The sequence below is a fragment of the Streptococcus sp. 116-D4 genome, from assembly GCF_009731465.1.
GTDB classification, from domain to species: Bacteria; Bacillota; Bacilli; order Lactobacillales; family Streptococcaceae; genus Streptococcus; species Streptococcus pseudopneumoniae_E.
In genome coordinates this window covers 684934-702062 of the sequence record NZ_AP021887.1, presented here as the reverse complement: position 1 = coordinate 702062, position 17129 = coordinate 684934, and the positions used below count along the sequence as shown (strand labels likewise).

Sequence of the window (17129 nt, the reverse complement as noted above, 5' to 3'; positions counted from 1 at the left end):
AAAGAATTTTTAGAAAATTTCTGTTTTTTCTTTACAGTAAAAAAAAATTCTGCTATAATGTCTCATGTAATAAAATATGACAACAAAAGGAGAACGATATGACATCTGCTAAAGAATATATCCAAAGCGTGTTTGAAACTGTAAAAGCTCGTAACGGGCATGAGGCTGAATTTCTCCAGGCGGTTGAAGAATTCTTCAGCACTTTGGAGCCTGTCTTTGAAAAACACCCTGAGTATATTGAAGAAAATATCTTGGCAAGTATCACAGAACCTGAGCGCGTGATTTCTTTCCGTGTTCCTTGGGTTGACCGTGATGGAAAAGTTCAAGTTAACCGTGGTTACCGTGTTCAATTTAACTCAGCTGTTGGACCATATAAAGGCGGACTTCGTTTCCACCCAACTGTAAACCAAGGGATCTTGAAATTTCTCGGATTCGAACAAATCTTTAAAAACGTTTTGACTGGACTTCCAATCGGTGGAGGTAAAGGTGGATCAGACTTTGATCCTAAAGGCAAAACTGATGCTGAAGTGATGCGCTTTTGCCAAAGCTTCATGACTGAATTGCAAAAATACATCGGACCATCTCTTGACGTCCCTGCTGGTGATATCGGTGTTGGTGGACGTGAGATTGGTTACCTTTATGGTCAATACAAACGCCTCAACCAATTTGATGCTGGTGTCTTGACTGGTAAACCTCTTGGATTTGGTGGTAGCTTGATTCGTCCAGAAGCAACTGGTTACGGTTTGGTTTACTACACAGAAGAAATGCTTAAAGCAAACGACAACAGCTTTGCTGGTAAGAAAGTTGTGATTTCAGGTTCTGGTAATGTAGCACAATACGCTCTTCAAAAAGCAACTGAACTTGGTGCAACTGTTATCTCTGTATCTGACTCAAATGGTTATGTCATCGATGAAAATGGTATCGACTTTGACCTTCTTACAGATGTTAAAGAAAAACGTCGCGCTCGTTTGACTGAGTACGCTGCAGAAAAACCAACAGCTACTTACTACGAAGGTTCTGTATGGACTTACACTGGAAACTACGATATCGCTCTTCCATGTGCGACTCAAAACGAGATCAACGGTGAAGCAGCTAAACGCTTGGTTGCTCAAGGAGTTATCTGTGTATCTGAGGGAGCTAACATGCCTAGCGACCTTGAAGCTATCAAAGTCTACAAGGAAAATGGAATCCTATACGGACCTGCCAAAGCTGCCAATGCTGGTGGTGTAGCTGTATCAGCTCTTGAAATGAGCCAAAACAGCCTTCGCCTTTCATGGACACGTGAAGAAGTTGACGGTCGCTTGAAAGACATCATGACTAACATCTTTAACACAGCTAAAACAACTGCAGAAACTTACGATCTTGGTACTGACTACCTTGCAGGTGCAAACATTGCTGCCTTTGAAAATGTAGCAAACACTATGATTGCACAAGGGATTGTTTAAGATAAAATATGCTGAATCCTCAATCGCTTCGATTGGGGATTTTTATGTTGAATTTGAAAAACTCACCATTAACGGTGAGTTTTAACATCAGAATTTATTTTACTTTCATTAGGGCAGATGACAAACATTCAACAATCTCATCAACTGCTTCATCTATGTTTATAGTTCCTTCATCATTCAACATCATGGGAATAAGATAAGAAAAACTCAATGCTAAAATGTATCGAACAATTCTTTCATTTGACCAATTTAGAATAAGTCCTTTTTCTTTAAATTGATTTAAAACAGGGCTAATTGGTTCTATTATAGATTGAACAATAATATTTCCTAACTGGATAGAAAGATTTTTATCAATAAAAGAACGCCCCAAGAGAATTTTAACATGCATTTGATTCTCCTGAATAAAAAAGAGCCTATCTCGAACAACACTTTTTAAAAAGAAGGGAAAAGTTTCTTGATCTACTGTGAATTTTTTTTCTGAGAAATCCGCAATTACTTCTGGAATAACCTGTTCTAGAAAAGTAGATAAAATGGCTTCTAAAATACCTTCCTTTGTTTTAAAGTAACTAAAAACAGTTCCTTCTGACACTCCAGCGCGTTCGGCAATAAGGCTGGACGTTGTATTCTCAAATCCAATTTCTGAGAATAATGTTAAGCTTGATAATAATACTCGACGTTGTTTCAAGCTCAAGTTGCTAACTTCTAACGTCTGAGCATACTTTTGTTCTAAACTTTCCATCGCTAGCACCTCTCTTCTACTCTCTTACTTTTACGACTTTTTTGCCTCGACTGTGTCCCATTTTCAGACTACGATAGGCTTCTCTAACTGACTTTAGAGAAAAGTCATACACTTGATCAATTTTCAGCTGAACCTTCCCGTCTGAGGCCATTTCAGCTAAAGTGCTAAAATCATCATATGTGGAATGTCTCGGACCAGTAAACTGAGCACCTTTTATCATAACATAGGGCGAAGGTACTAATGTCCCAATAGCTGTCCCCTTCAAGCCTAAACTAAAAGCCAATCTAACATAATCAGATCCATAACAATCCAAAAATTTTGTAATAGGCGTTGGACTAGCTGATAGAAGAGCTGTCTTGATATTCTCTTCGTAACTTACTGGTATGGCACCTAAAGATTTCAGATACTCTGCATTTTTCTTACTTGCTATTCCAATCACTGTCGACCCCTTAGCAACTGCATACTGTACTGCAATACTTCCAATACCTCCTGCGGCAGCTGAAATAACAACAGTATCTCTTGAATTTAAACCGATTCTTCTAAAAGCCCCACCCACAGTTAGAGCAGCTACTCCCATAGTAGCTGCGTGAGTCATGTCGGTCATCTCTGGTTTCAATACAATTTCTGATTCATTGACACAAATTTCTGTTGCTAAAGCACCCCTCTTAGTTCCCAAACCAGGATCGCTAATCATTGTTCCAAACACCTTATCTCCTACTGAAAACCTAGTTACTTCATTTCCAACTTCTGTAATAACTCCAGAAAAATCTCTCCCCACACCTCTTGGAAATAAAGATGATTTAGATTCAAACCAATGACTTGGTTTCCTTAACTTCGTTATAAAAGATAGAAATCGAAGAGGTTTCGCTCCCTCAAAAGTTTTATAATCAATAGGATTTAAACCAACAGCATGAACTTCTACTCTCACCTGATTTACTTCCAAGGCTGTAGAGTCGATTTTCAGTAAATACAAGACCTCTTCGTTACCGAAACGACTGTACTCTATTGCTTCAACAACCATTTTCTTTACTCCTTAATTTCACAAAAATTGAGTGAACACTCATTTTTATAAATTATACTCTTAATTTGTAAGAAAATCAATATTATCGTTTGATAACGATTTATGACATGATACAAATATCCATCATGTCGATTTACCAATATGATTCTTTCATCTAACTCTCCTCACTTTTAAAGATTCCTTTCCCTTTTTTGCCCCCTGGCACATAAAAATAAAAACCGCTAGTCCTAAGAATAGCGGTTTTTTAAAGTAAACAAAGTTACTAGATTTTAGAAACAATATCAAAATATCTATAAGATAATAGCATTTCGATTATCCTAAAATCAAGAAACTATAAAAGTTTTGCCGCAAGTTTCACAGGTCAATTTAGTTCCAATTACTCCATCTGTTGGCTTATGACAAGTAGGACAATAAACACGTTTTGCTGATAGTCGATAAGATAACTCATCACGCAATTCTTTCCCTTTAATTTCAATAACATCTTTACCTTGTTCTTCAAACTTAAGAACTGTTATCAAAGCTTTATCATATTGTTTCATACGCGGCTGTTTTAAAAATAAAAAAGCGGATAGAATCAAAAATAGGAAAAATAAAACAAACAAAATTGTAACTATTAAAAGCCACATAAAGTAGAAATCATAAAGTAAACCTTCTTTTTTTCCTAAAATCCATCTTATGTAGTTATCAATGTACTGATAAAATTTCAATCCGGTGACAATACATATGAAAGATACTAGCGGATAAACAACCTTGGAAATGATTAAACGATAGCGTCTCATTTATATTTCCTTTCTAGATAACCATGCACCACAATAATCACATGATTTACCTTGCCCTAGGTCAAGCAGATTCTCACCACTACATGATGGACAAATAACGGGATATGTATTTTTGTTAATCTAGTGCTTTTCAAATAAAGTGAATAAAGCTTGTATTTGATTTCGTTTCTTGACTTCTTCTTGTCTCCTAGACTCACAATAAGTCATTACCAAAATTAAAATCACACTAAGCAAATACCAAGGAACTAAAAGAAATAAAAATCGAATAGACCATTCCCTAGATTTTTCATATTCAAAAAATGATGATAAAATGATAAAACAAGCATTTGAAGTAAATTCTTCTGTTTTAATTTCTTTAAGGAAAAGGAATCTTTAATTTTTTCTCGAAACAAATATAAAATAATTAAGGCAACTATTACATAGGGTAAATTTTGAAATGTTAAAAATAAAAAGCTGATCACAATAGGAATGCCCACAAACTTTGCCAAAATTATAAAATCAAGATTTTTCAGTATAAAGATTCTTGGTCCATCTTCTAGAGAAAAGATTGCAAGTGATAAAACTACAAAACAGAGTATTACTATATTCGAAATTAACCAATGAAAGCCTTTTTTCCAATTATTCTTAATATACTGCTTCACCTATCTTCTCCTCTAGTTGCTATATACTCTCTATAAAGAGCTTTTCCATTATATATCTCATCCAAAGCTTTGACTTTAATTTTTATATTTTCTAAAACACCGAAGCTATAAAATGCAAAGGAAGACAAAAAGAAACCTGATAAAGAAAAAATAATAGGAATCAATATTGAGAAAATCGGCTCACCATGTTCTAGAAATAGAGTTACGGTCCATAGTGAAATAAAAAATGTTGCACTTGTCAATCCCATAAAAAGTATACTTAATAAACGAAATACTTGGTACATCTACAATATCCTCCTGTCATAGAACTTGTCTAAATAAATCCCTTACTCTCTTAAAAAATTTCCAAATACTCTTCATGACCCTTTGTATTTATTCATACATTTCCATACTTAGAATTACATAATTTGAAAGATCTAAAAACGAAAACAAGAAATCTTAGTTTTCAGATTTCTAAGAAAAAGGGAAATTCTGGCAATACCAGACTTCCCAAATAAAACAAAAGTAAAATTGAAAATACAAAAAATCAAAGATTAAAGATAATACTTAAACTAGATTGATATAAAAATGATTTTTCCAATAATTTGAACTATCTTTCGTGCCCGCAATTAGAACAGAAGTTTGCTTCTTCCAAAAAAGCAGTCCCGCATTGGCTACAAAACTTAGCTAAGCCTGTTTCTCCTTTGAGGTCAGTTTGATGCTGATTAACATCTTTGTCAAATGAATTCCTATCTTCAATCTGATCCACCAAGTTGCTAAATTTAGCTCCCAAAGAAAGTCCCATAGCTATTTCCACGCCTGCTCCCATTAGATTTCCTGCAGAATCATTATTTTTGGCTGCCTCTTCTAAAAGATCAAATTGTCTCTCTTCTTGATAAGTATACTCTTCAATATCTCGACTCGCCTGCTTGCTTTTGGCTTCCAAAATTTGCTTGTGGAATTTAAAGATTTCTCTATATCCATTGCTATTCTGGTTCACCTTTAAAGCCTCAATATTAAATCCTTCAATACTAATTCCATACTTAGCAAAATGGCTAGATAAAATTTCTGACAAACCAACAGCTATATCAAAACTGTGCATCTCAATATCAATAATTGGAATCTTATAGTTATATATTACCTGTGAAATAGCTGAACTAATCAGTCCACTGGCAGTTTGTCTAAATCGTTTTTGTAAAATAGCAGCAGTTATAAGATCAGGGTGACTTGGCATAAATTCTAGTATAAATGCTTCCAAATTTACAATTCGAGGAATAAAATTTCCATGTATTTTCAATTCTACAGGAATATCACTTTCTGGATCTCGAACCATTATAGGCGAAGAAGTTCCCCATCCAATCGGTTGTAAATCATACATATTCACAAACCACAAAAACGATGAGTCAGATGCCATTCCACCACTTAAAAAGTTTTTTATTCCCGAAACTACCTGAATATCATCTCCTTCAATCTTATGTTTACCAACATCATAAGTAGCTACTGCTCTTCCATTTGAAAAAAATACAGCACGCTGACCAGGATTTACAATTACAGTTGCCCCCATCTTAATATTCGTTTTAGGATGTCTCCAAGCAAGTATATTCCTTGTATCTTCACCTTCATAACGAATAACATCAAACAAATTTAATGGCATCATTTCTCCTTTTTAATAAAAATCATAGATTAAAAGATCAATCTTCCCTAACTATATTACTATTATATAACCCCTTTATTGAAAAGGCAACTCATACTTATAAATGATTATTTCTGGAAAATACTGTATAAAAATATAAAAAACCGCTACTCCTAAGAATAGCGGTTTAATCATGTTTTTAAGCTACTAATGTAGTCGCTCTATTATTTAAGAGTAACTGAAGCTCCAGCTTCTTCCAATTTAGCTTTGATTTCTTCAGCTTCTGCAGTTGCAACGCCTTCTTTGATGACACCTGGTGCACCATCAACAAGTTCTTTAGCTTCTTTAAGACCAAGACCTGTGATTTCACGTACAACTTTGATAACGCCGACTTTCTTGTCGCCTGCAGCTGTCAATTCAATGTCAAATGAATCTTTAGCAGCTTCTTCAGCACCACCAGCAGCAGCTACAGCTACAGGAGCAGCTGCAGTTACACCAAATTCTTCTTCGATAGCTTTTACAAGGTCGTTCAATTCAAGGATTGAAGCTTCTTTAATTTCAGCAATAATGTTTTCAATGTTCAATGCCATTGTTATTTCCTCCAAATAAGTTTATATTTTATGTTTATATTTTTGTAGCTAGGCTACGCTGCGTAGCTTAAGATTAAGCTGCGTCTTCTTTGTTGTCTGCAACCGCTTTGACTGCAAGAGCAACGTTGCGCACTGGCGCTTGAAGTACAGAAAGGAGCATAGAAAGAAGTCCTTCGCGGTTTGGAAGAGTTGCAAGAGCAACGATTTCTTCTTTTGATGCGACAGCGCCTTCGATTGCACCACCCTTGATTTCAAGTGCGTCAGCAGTTTTAGCAAAATCGTTCAAGATTTTCGCTGGTGCGATAACATCTTCGTTAGAAAATGCTACAGCAGATGGTCCAACAAAAACAGATGCCAATTCTCCAAGTCCAGCTTGTTCAGCTGCACGACGTAAGATTGAGTTTTTGATAACTTTATACTCAACTTCGCTTCCACGAAGCTCACGACGAAGAACTGTATCTTGTTCAACTGTCAAACCACGAGCGTCTACAACGACGATTGATGCAGCAGCTTTCATTTTCTCAGCTACTACGTCAACTAGTTCCGCTTTTTTAGCAATAATTGCTTCACTCATTAGTGTGTTCACCTCCGTAATTATTTTGCTTGGGGAATTTTTCCAAAAGAAAAACGCGCCCAAACCTAGACACGAAAGTACAATACGCTTCTTTTACATGATACGTTTTGTCCTCGGTAGGATACTTATGAGTCGAGCTCCCCTACTGTCTTAGGCAGTTTTTTCAAACCGATAATAATTATAGCATAGTCAAAAAAAGAATGCAAGATTTTTGCAAACTTTTTTTAAATTTTTTCGTGATTTCAGTGATTTTTCTTTTAAAGTTCTACTGTCAAGACTTGACCTTGCTTCACAACTTGTTCTCCAGCAATATAGACATCATCAATATCACTGGATTTGACAGCATAAACCAGATGGGAAAGCATATTTTCTTGGGGTTGGAGATGGATTTTTCCTTGTGGTTGAATGACGAGAAAATCTGCTTGTTTACCTACTTCCAGACTTCCTATCTGATTTTCTAGTCCTAGAACCTTAGCCCCTTCGATTGTTAGTGCTTTGAGAGCTGTTTCGATCGGGAATTGGCTGGCATCCCCACTTTTCATCTTCTGAAGAAGAGCTGCAGTTCGTCCTTCCTCAAACATATCAAGATTGTTATTGGAAGCAACCGAATCTGTCGCAATCCCCACTGCTATTCCCGCTTTCTGGAGCTGGATTATTGGAGCGATTCCTGAGGCCAGTTTGAGATTACTGATAGGATTGTGGGCGATAGCCACTTGAGAAGTTGCTAAGCGTTCAATTTCTCTCTCGTTTAGTTCGACCCCATGAGCAAAGACAGACGGATGCTCTAAATAACCCAGTTCTTCTAGAAAGGCGAGGGGGCGTTTGCCGTATCGTTTTAGGATAGTTCCTGACTCCTCCTTGGTCTCCGCCACATGGATATGAATAGGAATGTCCAGCTCTTTTGCCATATCTAAGCTTTCTTCCAGCAAGTCTCTGCTACAGCTATAGGGAGAATGTGGAGCTACCATAACCTTGAAATTTGGATTTTTATATCCAATAATTTCTTTAATGATTGCTCGAGTTCTGCTTATGGTCTCAGCAGTTGTCTCTGCCTCTGAAGAAAAGAGGGTCGGTGAGAAATAACAACGCATCTTGGAATCTTTCACTGCCTGATAAATCTGCTCAATATCTACACCATTAGGATTATACATATCATTAAAGGTTGTTGTTCCTGACTGGAGCATCTCTGTCAAAGCTTCTTTGACCGCCTTGATAGTCATATCGGGAGTAAACTCAGCTTCTGCTGGCCAGATATAGTCATTGAGCCATTCATGGAGATTGCTATCATCTCTAATTCCTCTCAATCCTGTCATAGCAGAGTGGGTATGGCAATTGACCAAACCAGGCATGATCCAGGCTCCCTGATAGTCTATAATCTGCTCAGCTTGCTCTATAATCTCTTGCTCCTCTTGGCCGACATAGACGATTTGAGAATCCTTAACAGCCAAGATACCATCCAGATGCACATGGAAATTTTGGTCACAAGTCACGATATTTGCATGCTGATAGACTTTCATTATAGGCTCCTTTTCTAAAAGACAATTTATACTCTTCTAAAATCACTTCAAACCACGCCTGCTTTGCCTTGCCGTAGATATATGTTACTGACTTCGTCAGTTTTATCTATAACCTCAAAGCAATGCTTTGAGCTGACTTCGTCAGTCTTATCTACAACCTCAAAACAGTGCTTTGAGCAACCTACGGCTAGCTTCCTAGTTCTCACTTTAAGTTTCATTGAGTATGACAGTGAATAATTTTTCTAGCTATTGTAACAAAAAAGTCACCCAAAGGCAACTTTTTTTGTCCATAAGATTTCAAAGTAGATAAGATTATTCAGAGCTAAAAGCTGCAGCTTGCTGCATTTGGTAATACTTGCCCTTTCTTTCCATGAGTTCCTGATGATTGCCATGCTCCACGATGTCGCCATCCACCAAGACAAGAATCAAATCCGCATCCTGAATGGTTGACAAGCGATGGGCGATGATAAAACTTGTGCGCCCCTTCATGAGTTTAGCAAAGGCATCCTGTACCAGCACTTCTGTCCGCGTATCGATGGATGAAGTTGCTTCGTCTAAGATAAGAATCTTTGGAATAGCCAGAAAGACTCGGGCAATGGTCAAAAGCTGGGCTTGACCAACAGAGAGAGATTCTCCAGCATTTTCTAGCTTGGTATCATAGCCTTGAGGTAACTGTTGGATGAAAAAGTCTGCATTGGCTGCTTTGGCAGCGGCAATAGCCTGCTCTCGACTGGCTTCAGGATTGCCAAAAGCAATATTATCATGAATGGTTCCTTGCTTGAGCCAAGTTTCTTGAAGTACCATCCCAAACTGCTGTCGAAAAGAAGCTCGGGAATAGTCATAAATAGAACGACCATCTAGCAAAATATCTCCTGAGTTAATAGGATAAAAACGCATGAGGAGATTGATAAGGGTTGATTTTCCAGCACCTGTCGGCCCAACGATAGCCACCTTACTACCAGCTGGAATATCAATAGATAAATCCTTAATCAAAATCTTTTCAGGTTGGTAGCCAAAAGTGACATATTTAAAGGAAATAGCTCCTTTAACTTGATCACTGGTCAAGACTTCCTTACCTGTTTCAACCACCTCAGGACTATCTAAGACTCCATAGACACGTTCTGCGCAAGCGAGAGCGCTTTGCAATTCGGCTAGAACTGAAGAAATATCGTTAAAGGGTTTAGTATACTGCTGTACATAGTTCAAAAAAGTTACTAAACGACCAACGGTCAAGGTGGAACCCATCATGATACGATAAGCTCCTACTCCAGCTAGAAGGGCATAAATGAGTGCATTGACGAAACGAGTCGAAGGATTGACCGTTGAGGAATAAAAGATGGCTGACTGCGAATAACCTGAGTAGTTGTCATTAGCCTCACGCAGCCTTTGGATAAATTCTGCCTGAGCATTAAAGGACTGGATAATCGTCTGCTGGCTAAGCGATTCTTCAATCAACTGAGTCTGAACTCCCCTAGTCTCTGTTTGCTTCTGAAAGAGATGATAGGAGCGTTTGGCAATAAAGCGTGAAATCACCATAGACAGTGGCGTCAACAACAAAACTAAGAAAGTCATGAGGAGATGAATCTGAAGCATGGCTAGAATACTAACCAAAATCATCAAGACGCCAATGAAGAATTGGTTAAAAATCATGGTCAAGCCAGCTGCTAACTGTTCAATGTCTGTGGTTACACGACTGACCATCTCCCCACTGCCCTGCCGATCCACAAAGGCAATCGGTAAACGATGGAGTTTATGAATGATTCGCCCTCGCAAGTCTTTGGCATAAGAAAAGATTAGACGATTGTAGAGGAGAGGATTGGCCCACTGCACAAGGGTATTTCCTATGACCACCAAAATCATCTGGAGAAAAATCTGCCAAAAAACTGGTGCAGAGCCAGCCACCAGGACTTGGTCAATGACCTGCCCAATCAATATTGGTAGGTAAATTGATAAGCCAACTTGGGCAATGGTTCCTAGAAAGGCTAGGAAAAGGAGGAAGGGATGGCTGGCTAAATCTATGGCTAAACGTTTGAGCGTCTGTTTTGCAGTTTGTCGTCTCATATTAGTCCTCCTTTCCGTGTTGAGATGCATTGATTTCGCGATAAACTTGACTAGATTTCATCAAGACCTCGTGCTTACCTATGGCTAGTAACTCACCTTTTTCTAAGAGGAGAATCTGGTCAGCCATCTGTAAAGTCGAGGTTCGTTGAGAAATCAAAATTAAGCTCGTATTTGGCAGATTTTCTCGGGTAGCTTTCAAGAGTTTGGACTCAGTGATGGTGTCCAGTGCCGAGGTAGCATCATCTAAGATGAGAAACGGAGCCCGGCGCAAGACTGCACGTGCGATAGACAGCCTTTGTTTTTGACCTCCCGAGAAATTTCGCCCTCCTACCTCAACTAGAGCATCCAAGAGTCCTTCCTTATCACTGACAAAATCCTTGGCTTGCGCAATGTCCAAGGCCTGCCAGAGTTCCTGGTCAGATACTTCTTGATTGAAACCCAAAGTCAAGTTGGAACGAATAGTTCCTTTAAAGAGCTCGACTTTTTGAGGCACATAGGCAATCCAAGACCGCCACTGCTCCAAATTAAGAGGACTACGTCCATCTCGATAAAGGTCAATGCTCCCCTTGTCTGCTCGATAAAGTCCAAGGATGAGTTGCACCAAACTTGACTTACCGGAACCAGTTCCTCCGATGATACCAAGGATTTGCCCTTGAGTCATATCAAAGGAAATATCTCTCAGAGAAGGCTGGGCCGCATCAGGATAGGTAAAGGTTAGTTCTTGGACTTGTAAAACCTGATTACTGGTAGTTTGCTTTTGTTCTAACTCTGAGTGGATGTCTTCGGGAGCTTCAGCAAAAACTTCCTCGATTCGCTTGGCTGAGATATAGGACTGGTTGAGAGAATTGATCAGCATGGCTAGCTTGACCAATTCCACCAAAATTTGCAAGAGGTAATTGATAAGGGCGATTAGAGCACCTTGACTGAGCAATCCTCCTTGAATAGAAATATAACCTTGCCAGATAATAATAAGGAGAGTTCCATTGACAATCAGATAGGTCAGAGGGGTTAATAAACTAGACCAGAAACCTGTTTTTTCTTGCAATCTTGCATAAACTTGGTTAAGGATTTGAAAAATCTGTAACTCTCGTTTTTCTTGACCAAAAGCACGAATAACCCGCATCCCTTGTAATTGCTGGCGCGTTTCTTGAACCAGTTGGTCCGTTTTCTTTCTGAGACTACTGTAGAGAGGATTGACTAACCGAGAAAGGCCTACAATGACGACGGTCAAAATGACAACCATGACCAAGAACCAGAGAGTCAGCTCAGCTGAGATGCGATAGGCCATAAAGATAGCCCCAAAAACGATAATAGGCGCTCGCAAAAAGAGACGCAGGAATTGATTGATACCAGTCTGTATCTGGTAGGTATCCGAAGTCAAGCGAGTCACCAAGCTCGAAGTTGTCAGACGATCTCTGCTGTTCTTGGGCAATGAAAGAATATGACGATAGAGATCATCTGTCAGTCCTTTAGCAAATCCAACCGCAGCCTTAGCTGAGTAAAACTGGGCTATCAAGGCCACTACAACGCCAATCACTGCAAAGATAAGGAGCAAACCAATCTGCATCCAGAGATGACCCTGATTTTTCTGGGGCAAGGATTGGTCAACAATCCCAGCAATCACCATAGGAACCATGAGCTCAAACACAGCTTCTAGTAGCTTGAACAAGGGTGCTAAAATGGATTCCTTGATGTAGGGGTTAAAGTAAGATAATAGGTGTTTCATAAATCCCTTCTATTCGTTTCTAGAAATGAAGAAAGTGGGAAGCACCCACCCTCTCTGTTTTATTTGTTTAAGTAAGGTAGTAGATAGCCATATCCTGCTTCTTCCATCTCATCCTTGGCTACAAAACGCAAGGATGCAGAATTAATACAGTAACGGAGGCCACCTAATTCCCGAGGTCCATCTGTGAAAACATGACCCAAGTGAGCATTTCCTGACCGAGAACGAACCTCGATTCGCTCCATTCCATGGCTGAGATCCTTGTAATAATGAATCAATTCCTTGGAAATCGGACGACTAAAACTTGGCCAACCACAACCTGAGGCAAACTTATCCTTGGCAAAAAAGAGTGGCTCACCTGTTGTTATGTCTACATAAATCCCTTCTTCAAAGGTTTGGTCATAGGCATTGGTAAATGGAGCCTCTGTAGCAGCTTCTTGGGTAACACGATAGGATTCTTCTGATAAGCTTTCCTTTAACATCTCTTGACTAGGCTTTTCATAGTTAGAGGCATCAATCAATGGCTTCTCAGCATCGGTCACATCGATATGACAGTAACCTGAAGGATTCTTCTTCAGATAGTCTTGGTGGTAGTCTTCAGCTAGAATGTAATGACGTAGTTTCTCCACTTCCACTGCAATCTTTCGCCCAAGCATGCGCTCCTGTTCCTGCACCACTGTGTAGATAGTTGGCAGATCAGCTTCATCTTGGTAATAAATTCCGGTCCGATATTGGCGACCACGGTCATTCCCTTGTTGATTGATTGACAAGGGGTCGATAACACGGAAATAATAAAGCAAAATTTCTCTAAGTGCTACTTCCTTCTCATCGTAAATCACTTGAACTGTTTCTGCATGGTCTGTTTCTTTGATCAACTGGTAATTGGTCGTTTCGACTTGACCATTAGCGTAGCCAACACTGGTTGCTAGCACTCCAGAAATGCGTGAAAAATATTCCTCTAAACCCCAAAAACAACCACCTGCTAGATAAATTTCTGCCATCTTTATTTCTCCTTTATCAAGTTTTTAACTAATACTCTTTGAAAATCTCTTTAAACCATGTCAGCTTCCATCTACAACCACAAAACAGTGTTTTGAGCTGACTTCGTCAGTTCTATCCACAACCTCAAAACAGTGCTTTGAGCAGCCTGCGGCTAGCTTCCTAGTTTGCTCTTGATTTTCATTGAGTATGAACTTCTTTTCAAAAAAAGGATAGGAAGCCCTCTGGTCGAAAGTTTCCCCATCCTATCATCTATTCTTTATTTTGCTTCGACACGGACACCTTGGGTATCAACTTTCAAGTCATGAAGTTTGCCTTTGAAAGGTTGCTTTTCCAATTCTGCCTTAATCGTTGGCATCTTGTCATGAGAAGCCAGAACCATAACTGTCGGCCCAGCACCAGAGAGGTAGGTTGCATAGGCACCATTTTCTTTGGCTACTTGCTTAATCGTCGCAAATTCTCTCACCAAGTCCTGACGATAGCGCTCGTGGAAGAGGTCTCCCTCGATTGCTTGCCCAGCTGTCACCATGTCTCCTGCCAACAAGGCTGCAACTGCCACATTGGCGATAGAACTGGCCGCAACAGCTTCCTTATAAGACATTTTTTTAGGCAAGACACCACGGCTGTCTCGAGTTCGCAATTCATAGTTTGGTATGTAGGCTAGGAAATCACATTCTGGGAAGTCTGCTACGATAGCAGAAACTTGCCCGTCAACAGAACTTGCAATAACGAGATTACCATAAATGGCTGGAGCCACATTGTCAGGATGTCCTTCAATCTTAGTCGCTAACTGCAATTTTTTATGGTCTGACAGATTGAGCTGGCCCAATTGATTTGCTAGTTCAATCCCAGCTACAATAACCGAACTGGAAGAACCCAAACCACGTGCCAAGGGAACATCACTGGTCATTTTCAAACGTCTTGGCTGCAAGTCTGGTACAATTTGCAAAGCGATTTTGATCAAGAGATTGCGCTCGTCATGTGGAATCCATTTGCCAATCTGGTGTTCAATCAACCACTCTTCTCGTTCTTCACAGACCTCAATTTGAAGATACTTGGTTACAGCTACACCGACCGAGTCAAAACCTGGTCCGATATTGGCACTGGTTGCAGGTACAATAATCTTCATCTTATTCTCCTAGCACCTTGAAGGTATTCAAGAGGTCGAATTCTGAAACCTTCTTCAATTCAGCTGAGACATTTTCAAGCTGGGCTTTATTAATCTTGTGTGTAATGATCACAACACGCGCCTTGTCACCTTCTTTACCATCTTGGAGGATTTGCTTGAAGGAAATATCTTGAGCGTTAAAGATTTCAGCCAACTTCAAAACCTGACCTTTTGAGTCTGGAGCCAAGATTGAGAAGTAGTAATTAGCCTTAACATCCTCAGGATTTGCCAAGACCAAGTCACGGCTATATTCGTTGAAGTCTTTGCCAATGGTACCATCATTCAGGCGACGAACGATACGGACAATATCTGCCACAACACTTGTTGCAGTTGGTTTTTGACCAGCACCTGGTCCATAGTACATAGACTCACCAATACCGATAGATTCTACAAAGACAGCGTTCATTACCCCATTCACGCTAGCAAGTGGGTGTGCTTTAGGAAGGAAGGTCGGAGTTACTTCTGCGGCAATCCCTGAAGGAGTTTCCTCGATAGAACCAACTAATTTCACTACATAGCCCAGGTTTTGGGCTACAGCTACGTCTTCTGGTGTGATATTGCGGATTCCCTTGTGGGCTACATCGTCAAATGCAACCTTCATTCCAAAAGCAAATTGGCTCAAAATCACCATCTTGTAGGCGGCATCAATCCCATCCACGTCATTTGTCGGATCGCTTTCTGCAAATCCTAGTCGTTGTGCTTCCGCAAGAGCATCATCGTAAGACCAACCTTCTTCCACCATTTTGGTCATCATGAAGTTGGACGTTCCGTTGACCACTCCAAGCACGCGCGTGATTTTATCAGATGCCAAGGAATTTGCTAAAGTACGAAGAATAGGAATCCCACCAGCTACTGCTGCCTCGTAGTAAAGTGCTACCTTATTGGCTTGAGCGATTTCTAACAATTCTGCACCATGGACAGCCAAAAGGTCCTTGTTCGCAGTAACTACGTGTTTTCCAACTTCCAAGGCACGAGTGATAAAGGTCTTAGCAGGTTCGATACGTCCCATTAATTCCACTACGATTGTAATGTCTGGGTCTGATAAAATGTCATCCACATTGGTGACAAAGTTAAAGTCATTCCCTGCCGCAAGCAAGCGATTCTTTTCATTTTCATCCTTAACCAATACCTTGGCAACTTCAATTTCTGAATGTGCTGATTGATTGATTTTTTCTCCATTTTCCTTTAGGAGGAAGGGCACGCCACTTGCAACGGTACCAAATCCTAGTAAAGCAATTTTAACTGTCATCTTTGTCTCCTCGAAATTTTCTAATATAGCCATTATAACAGAATTTTGTGAAAATTCCTATTATAGTAAATCACTCTTTCAGTCTAGAAAAGAAAAAACGAATCAGACGATTCGCTCTTCTTAAAATCTAGAAATAGCTTTCTAGATAGGGTTATCTAATCTTTTGCAGATTGAGTACGGCATCGTGATTCATCAAGACTTGACCATACTCTTGCAAGACTGAACGACTGATGTCACTATCGTCTGCAAACTCCCGCATACGGGCCAACAACCAAGCCGGATACGGACTTGGATGATTTTCAATATCTACTAAAATAGTCAAATAATAGCGCTCATTCATCTTGTAGAGTTCAGAAGTTTCCATCTCAAAAGTAACTGTCTTGGCAAAAGCCACCAAGTCAGCTAATTTTTCAAAAGAAAGGATGTAATAGATGTAAGGCTCTTTCTTACTTTCAATTTCTTGTTCATCCTGCTCTTGCTCTTCTTCCTTGGCTTCGACTTGCTCTAGAGATTGAATCGCTTCAATATCATCCTTAGTCTTGTCCGCGATACTTTTTTCCAGGGTTTTGATAAATTCATCTGGCGACATTTGAGCTAATTCTTCCATATCTGGTAAATCCGATAAGTCTTCAAAATCTAGATTTTGGTCAATCTTTGATTTGGTTACAAAGACATCGACCTTATCAGGTTTTGGAGTTACACGGAAGCTCAACATGCCTGTATCCAAAAAACTCTCCGGCATCTCTAACTCATCTAAGATAGCATAAAAGAACTCTTCTGTTTTTTCTTGAGGAACGAGAAAGTCAGCAATCTCCATGCCTCGATCCATCAAATCCTCTAAAGACATCGTGATTTTTAAAGTTGTATCACTGATTTGTTTCATTTTCATTGCTAGTAACCTCATACTTTCAGTTCTATCTATTATACTAGATTTTTACGATTTTATCAAAAGAAGGCTCCTCTGTCATGCTAGATTTTCCCTTAGGGTCTTTCTGTAAAAGATTCTAAAGG

16 protein-coding genes and 1 other annotated feature are annotated in these 17129 nt (G+C 39.4%); of the genes, 1 reads left to right on the top strand and 15 read right to left on the bottom strand.

The window, feature by feature from the left end; translation table 11 throughout:
• The first annotated feature begins 98 nt into the window (after positions 1–98).
• A complete protein-coding gene (gene gdhA, locus UKS_RS03560) occupies positions 99–1445 on the top strand; it encodes an NADP-specific glutamate dehydrogenase (RefSeq protein ID WP_156011842.1) in 1347 nt (448 codons plus the stop codon).
• A 94-nt stretch (positions 1446–1539) separates the two neighbouring features.
• Here gdhA and UKS_RS03555 read toward each other — a convergent pair whose 3' ends face one another.
• The 15 genes from UKS_RS03555 to mecA all read right to left on the bottom strand — a co-directional run bounded on the left by UKS_RS03555 (position 1540) and on the right by mecA (position 17007).
• Positions 1540–2184, bottom strand: a complete 645-nt coding sequence (locus UKS_RS03555; protein WP_156011841.1) for a TetR/AcrR family transcriptional regulator — start codon at positions 2182–2184, stop codon at positions 1540–1542.
• A gap of 16 nt (positions 2185–2200) precedes the next feature.
• Complete coding sequence (locus UKS_RS03550; RefSeq protein WP_156011840.1) at positions 2201–3205, bottom strand: NADP-dependent oxidoreductase; 1005 nt, start codon at positions 3203–3205, stop codon at positions 2201–2203.
• Between the two features lie 323 nt (positions 3206–3528).
• Complete coding sequence (locus tag UKS_RS03545) at positions 3529–3984, bottom strand: hypothetical protein (protein WP_156011839.1); 456 nt, start codon at positions 3982–3984, stop codon at positions 3529–3531.
• Positions 3985–4229: 245 nt separating this feature from the next.
• A complete protein-coding gene (locus tag UKS_RS09815; RefSeq protein WP_232049752.1) occupies positions 4230–4625 on the bottom strand; it encodes a hypothetical protein in 396 nt (131 codons plus the stop codon).
• Positions 4622–4909 carry a hypothetical protein gene (locus UKS_RS03535; RefSeq protein WP_156011838.1) on the bottom strand — a complete coding sequence of 96 codons (288 nt, stop codon included), beginning with the start codon at positions 4907–4909 and terminating at the stop codon, positions 4622–4624. The genes UKS_RS09815 and UKS_RS03535 overlap by 4 nt, the downstream gene beginning before the upstream one ends.
• Before the next feature lie 305 nt (positions 4910–5214).
• On the bottom strand, positions 5215–6261 hold the full coding sequence (locus tag UKS_RS03530) for an SPFH domain-containing protein (protein ID WP_232049751.1): 1047 nt from the start codon (positions 6259–6261) through the stop codon (positions 5215–5217).
• A gap of 200 nt (positions 6262–6461) precedes the next feature.
• Positions 6462–6827 carry a 50S ribosomal protein L7/L12 gene (gene rplL, locus UKS_RS03525; protein ID WP_049495189.1) on the bottom strand — a complete coding sequence of 122 codons (366 nt, stop codon included), beginning with the start codon at positions 6825–6827 and terminating at the stop codon, positions 6462–6464.
• Positions 6828–6900: 73 nt separating this feature from the next.
• On the bottom strand, positions 6901–7401 hold the full coding sequence (gene rplJ, locus UKS_RS03520; RefSeq protein WP_049495187.1) for a 50S ribosomal protein L10: 501 nt from the start codon (positions 7399–7401) through the stop codon (positions 6901–6903).
• Positions 7402–7439: 38 nt separating this feature from the next.
• Positions 7440–7574: a sequence feature (ribosomal protein L10 leader region), on the bottom strand.
• Positions 7575–7658: 84 nt separating this feature from the next.
• Positions 7659–8918 carry a TRZ/ATZ family protein gene (locus tag UKS_RS03515; protein ID WP_156011837.1) on the bottom strand — a complete coding sequence of 420 codons (1260 nt, stop codon included), beginning with the start codon at positions 8916–8918 and terminating at the stop codon, positions 7659–7661.
• Between the two features lie 312 nt (positions 8919–9230).
• Entirely contained in the window at positions 9231–10979 is a 1749-nt protein-coding gene (locus tag UKS_RS03510) for an ABC transporter ATP-binding protein (protein ID WP_156011836.1), read from the bottom strand.
• A gap of 1 nt (position 10980) precedes the next feature.
• Positions 10981–12705 carry an ABC transporter ATP-binding protein gene (locus UKS_RS03505; protein ID WP_156011835.1) on the bottom strand — a complete coding sequence of 575 codons (1725 nt, stop codon included), beginning with the start codon at positions 12703–12705 and terminating at the stop codon, positions 10981–10983.
• A gap of 59 nt (positions 12706–12764) precedes the next feature.
• Complete coding sequence (gene msrB / locus UKS_RS03500) at positions 12765–13703, bottom strand: peptide-methionine (R)-S-oxide reductase MsrB (RefSeq protein WP_156011834.1); 939 nt, start codon at positions 13701–13703, stop codon at positions 12765–12767.
• 257 nt (positions 13704–13960) lie between these two features.
• Positions 13961–14830 carry a homoserine kinase gene (gene thrB, locus UKS_RS03495; RefSeq protein WP_156011833.1) on the bottom strand — a complete coding sequence of 290 codons (870 nt, stop codon included), beginning with the start codon at positions 14828–14830 and terminating at the stop codon, positions 13961–13963.
• Position 14831: 1 nt separating this feature from the next.
• A complete protein-coding gene (locus tag UKS_RS03490; RefSeq protein ID WP_156011832.1) occupies positions 14832–16118 on the bottom strand; it encodes a homoserine dehydrogenase in 1287 nt (428 codons plus the stop codon).
• Between the two features lie 151 nt (positions 16119–16269).
• Positions 16270–17007: an adaptor protein MecA gene (gene mecA, locus UKS_RS03485; protein WP_049495175.1), complete on the bottom strand. Its 738-nt coding sequence runs from the start codon at positions 17005–17007 to the stop codon at positions 16270–16272.
• Positions 17008–17129: the final 122 nt, after the last annotated feature.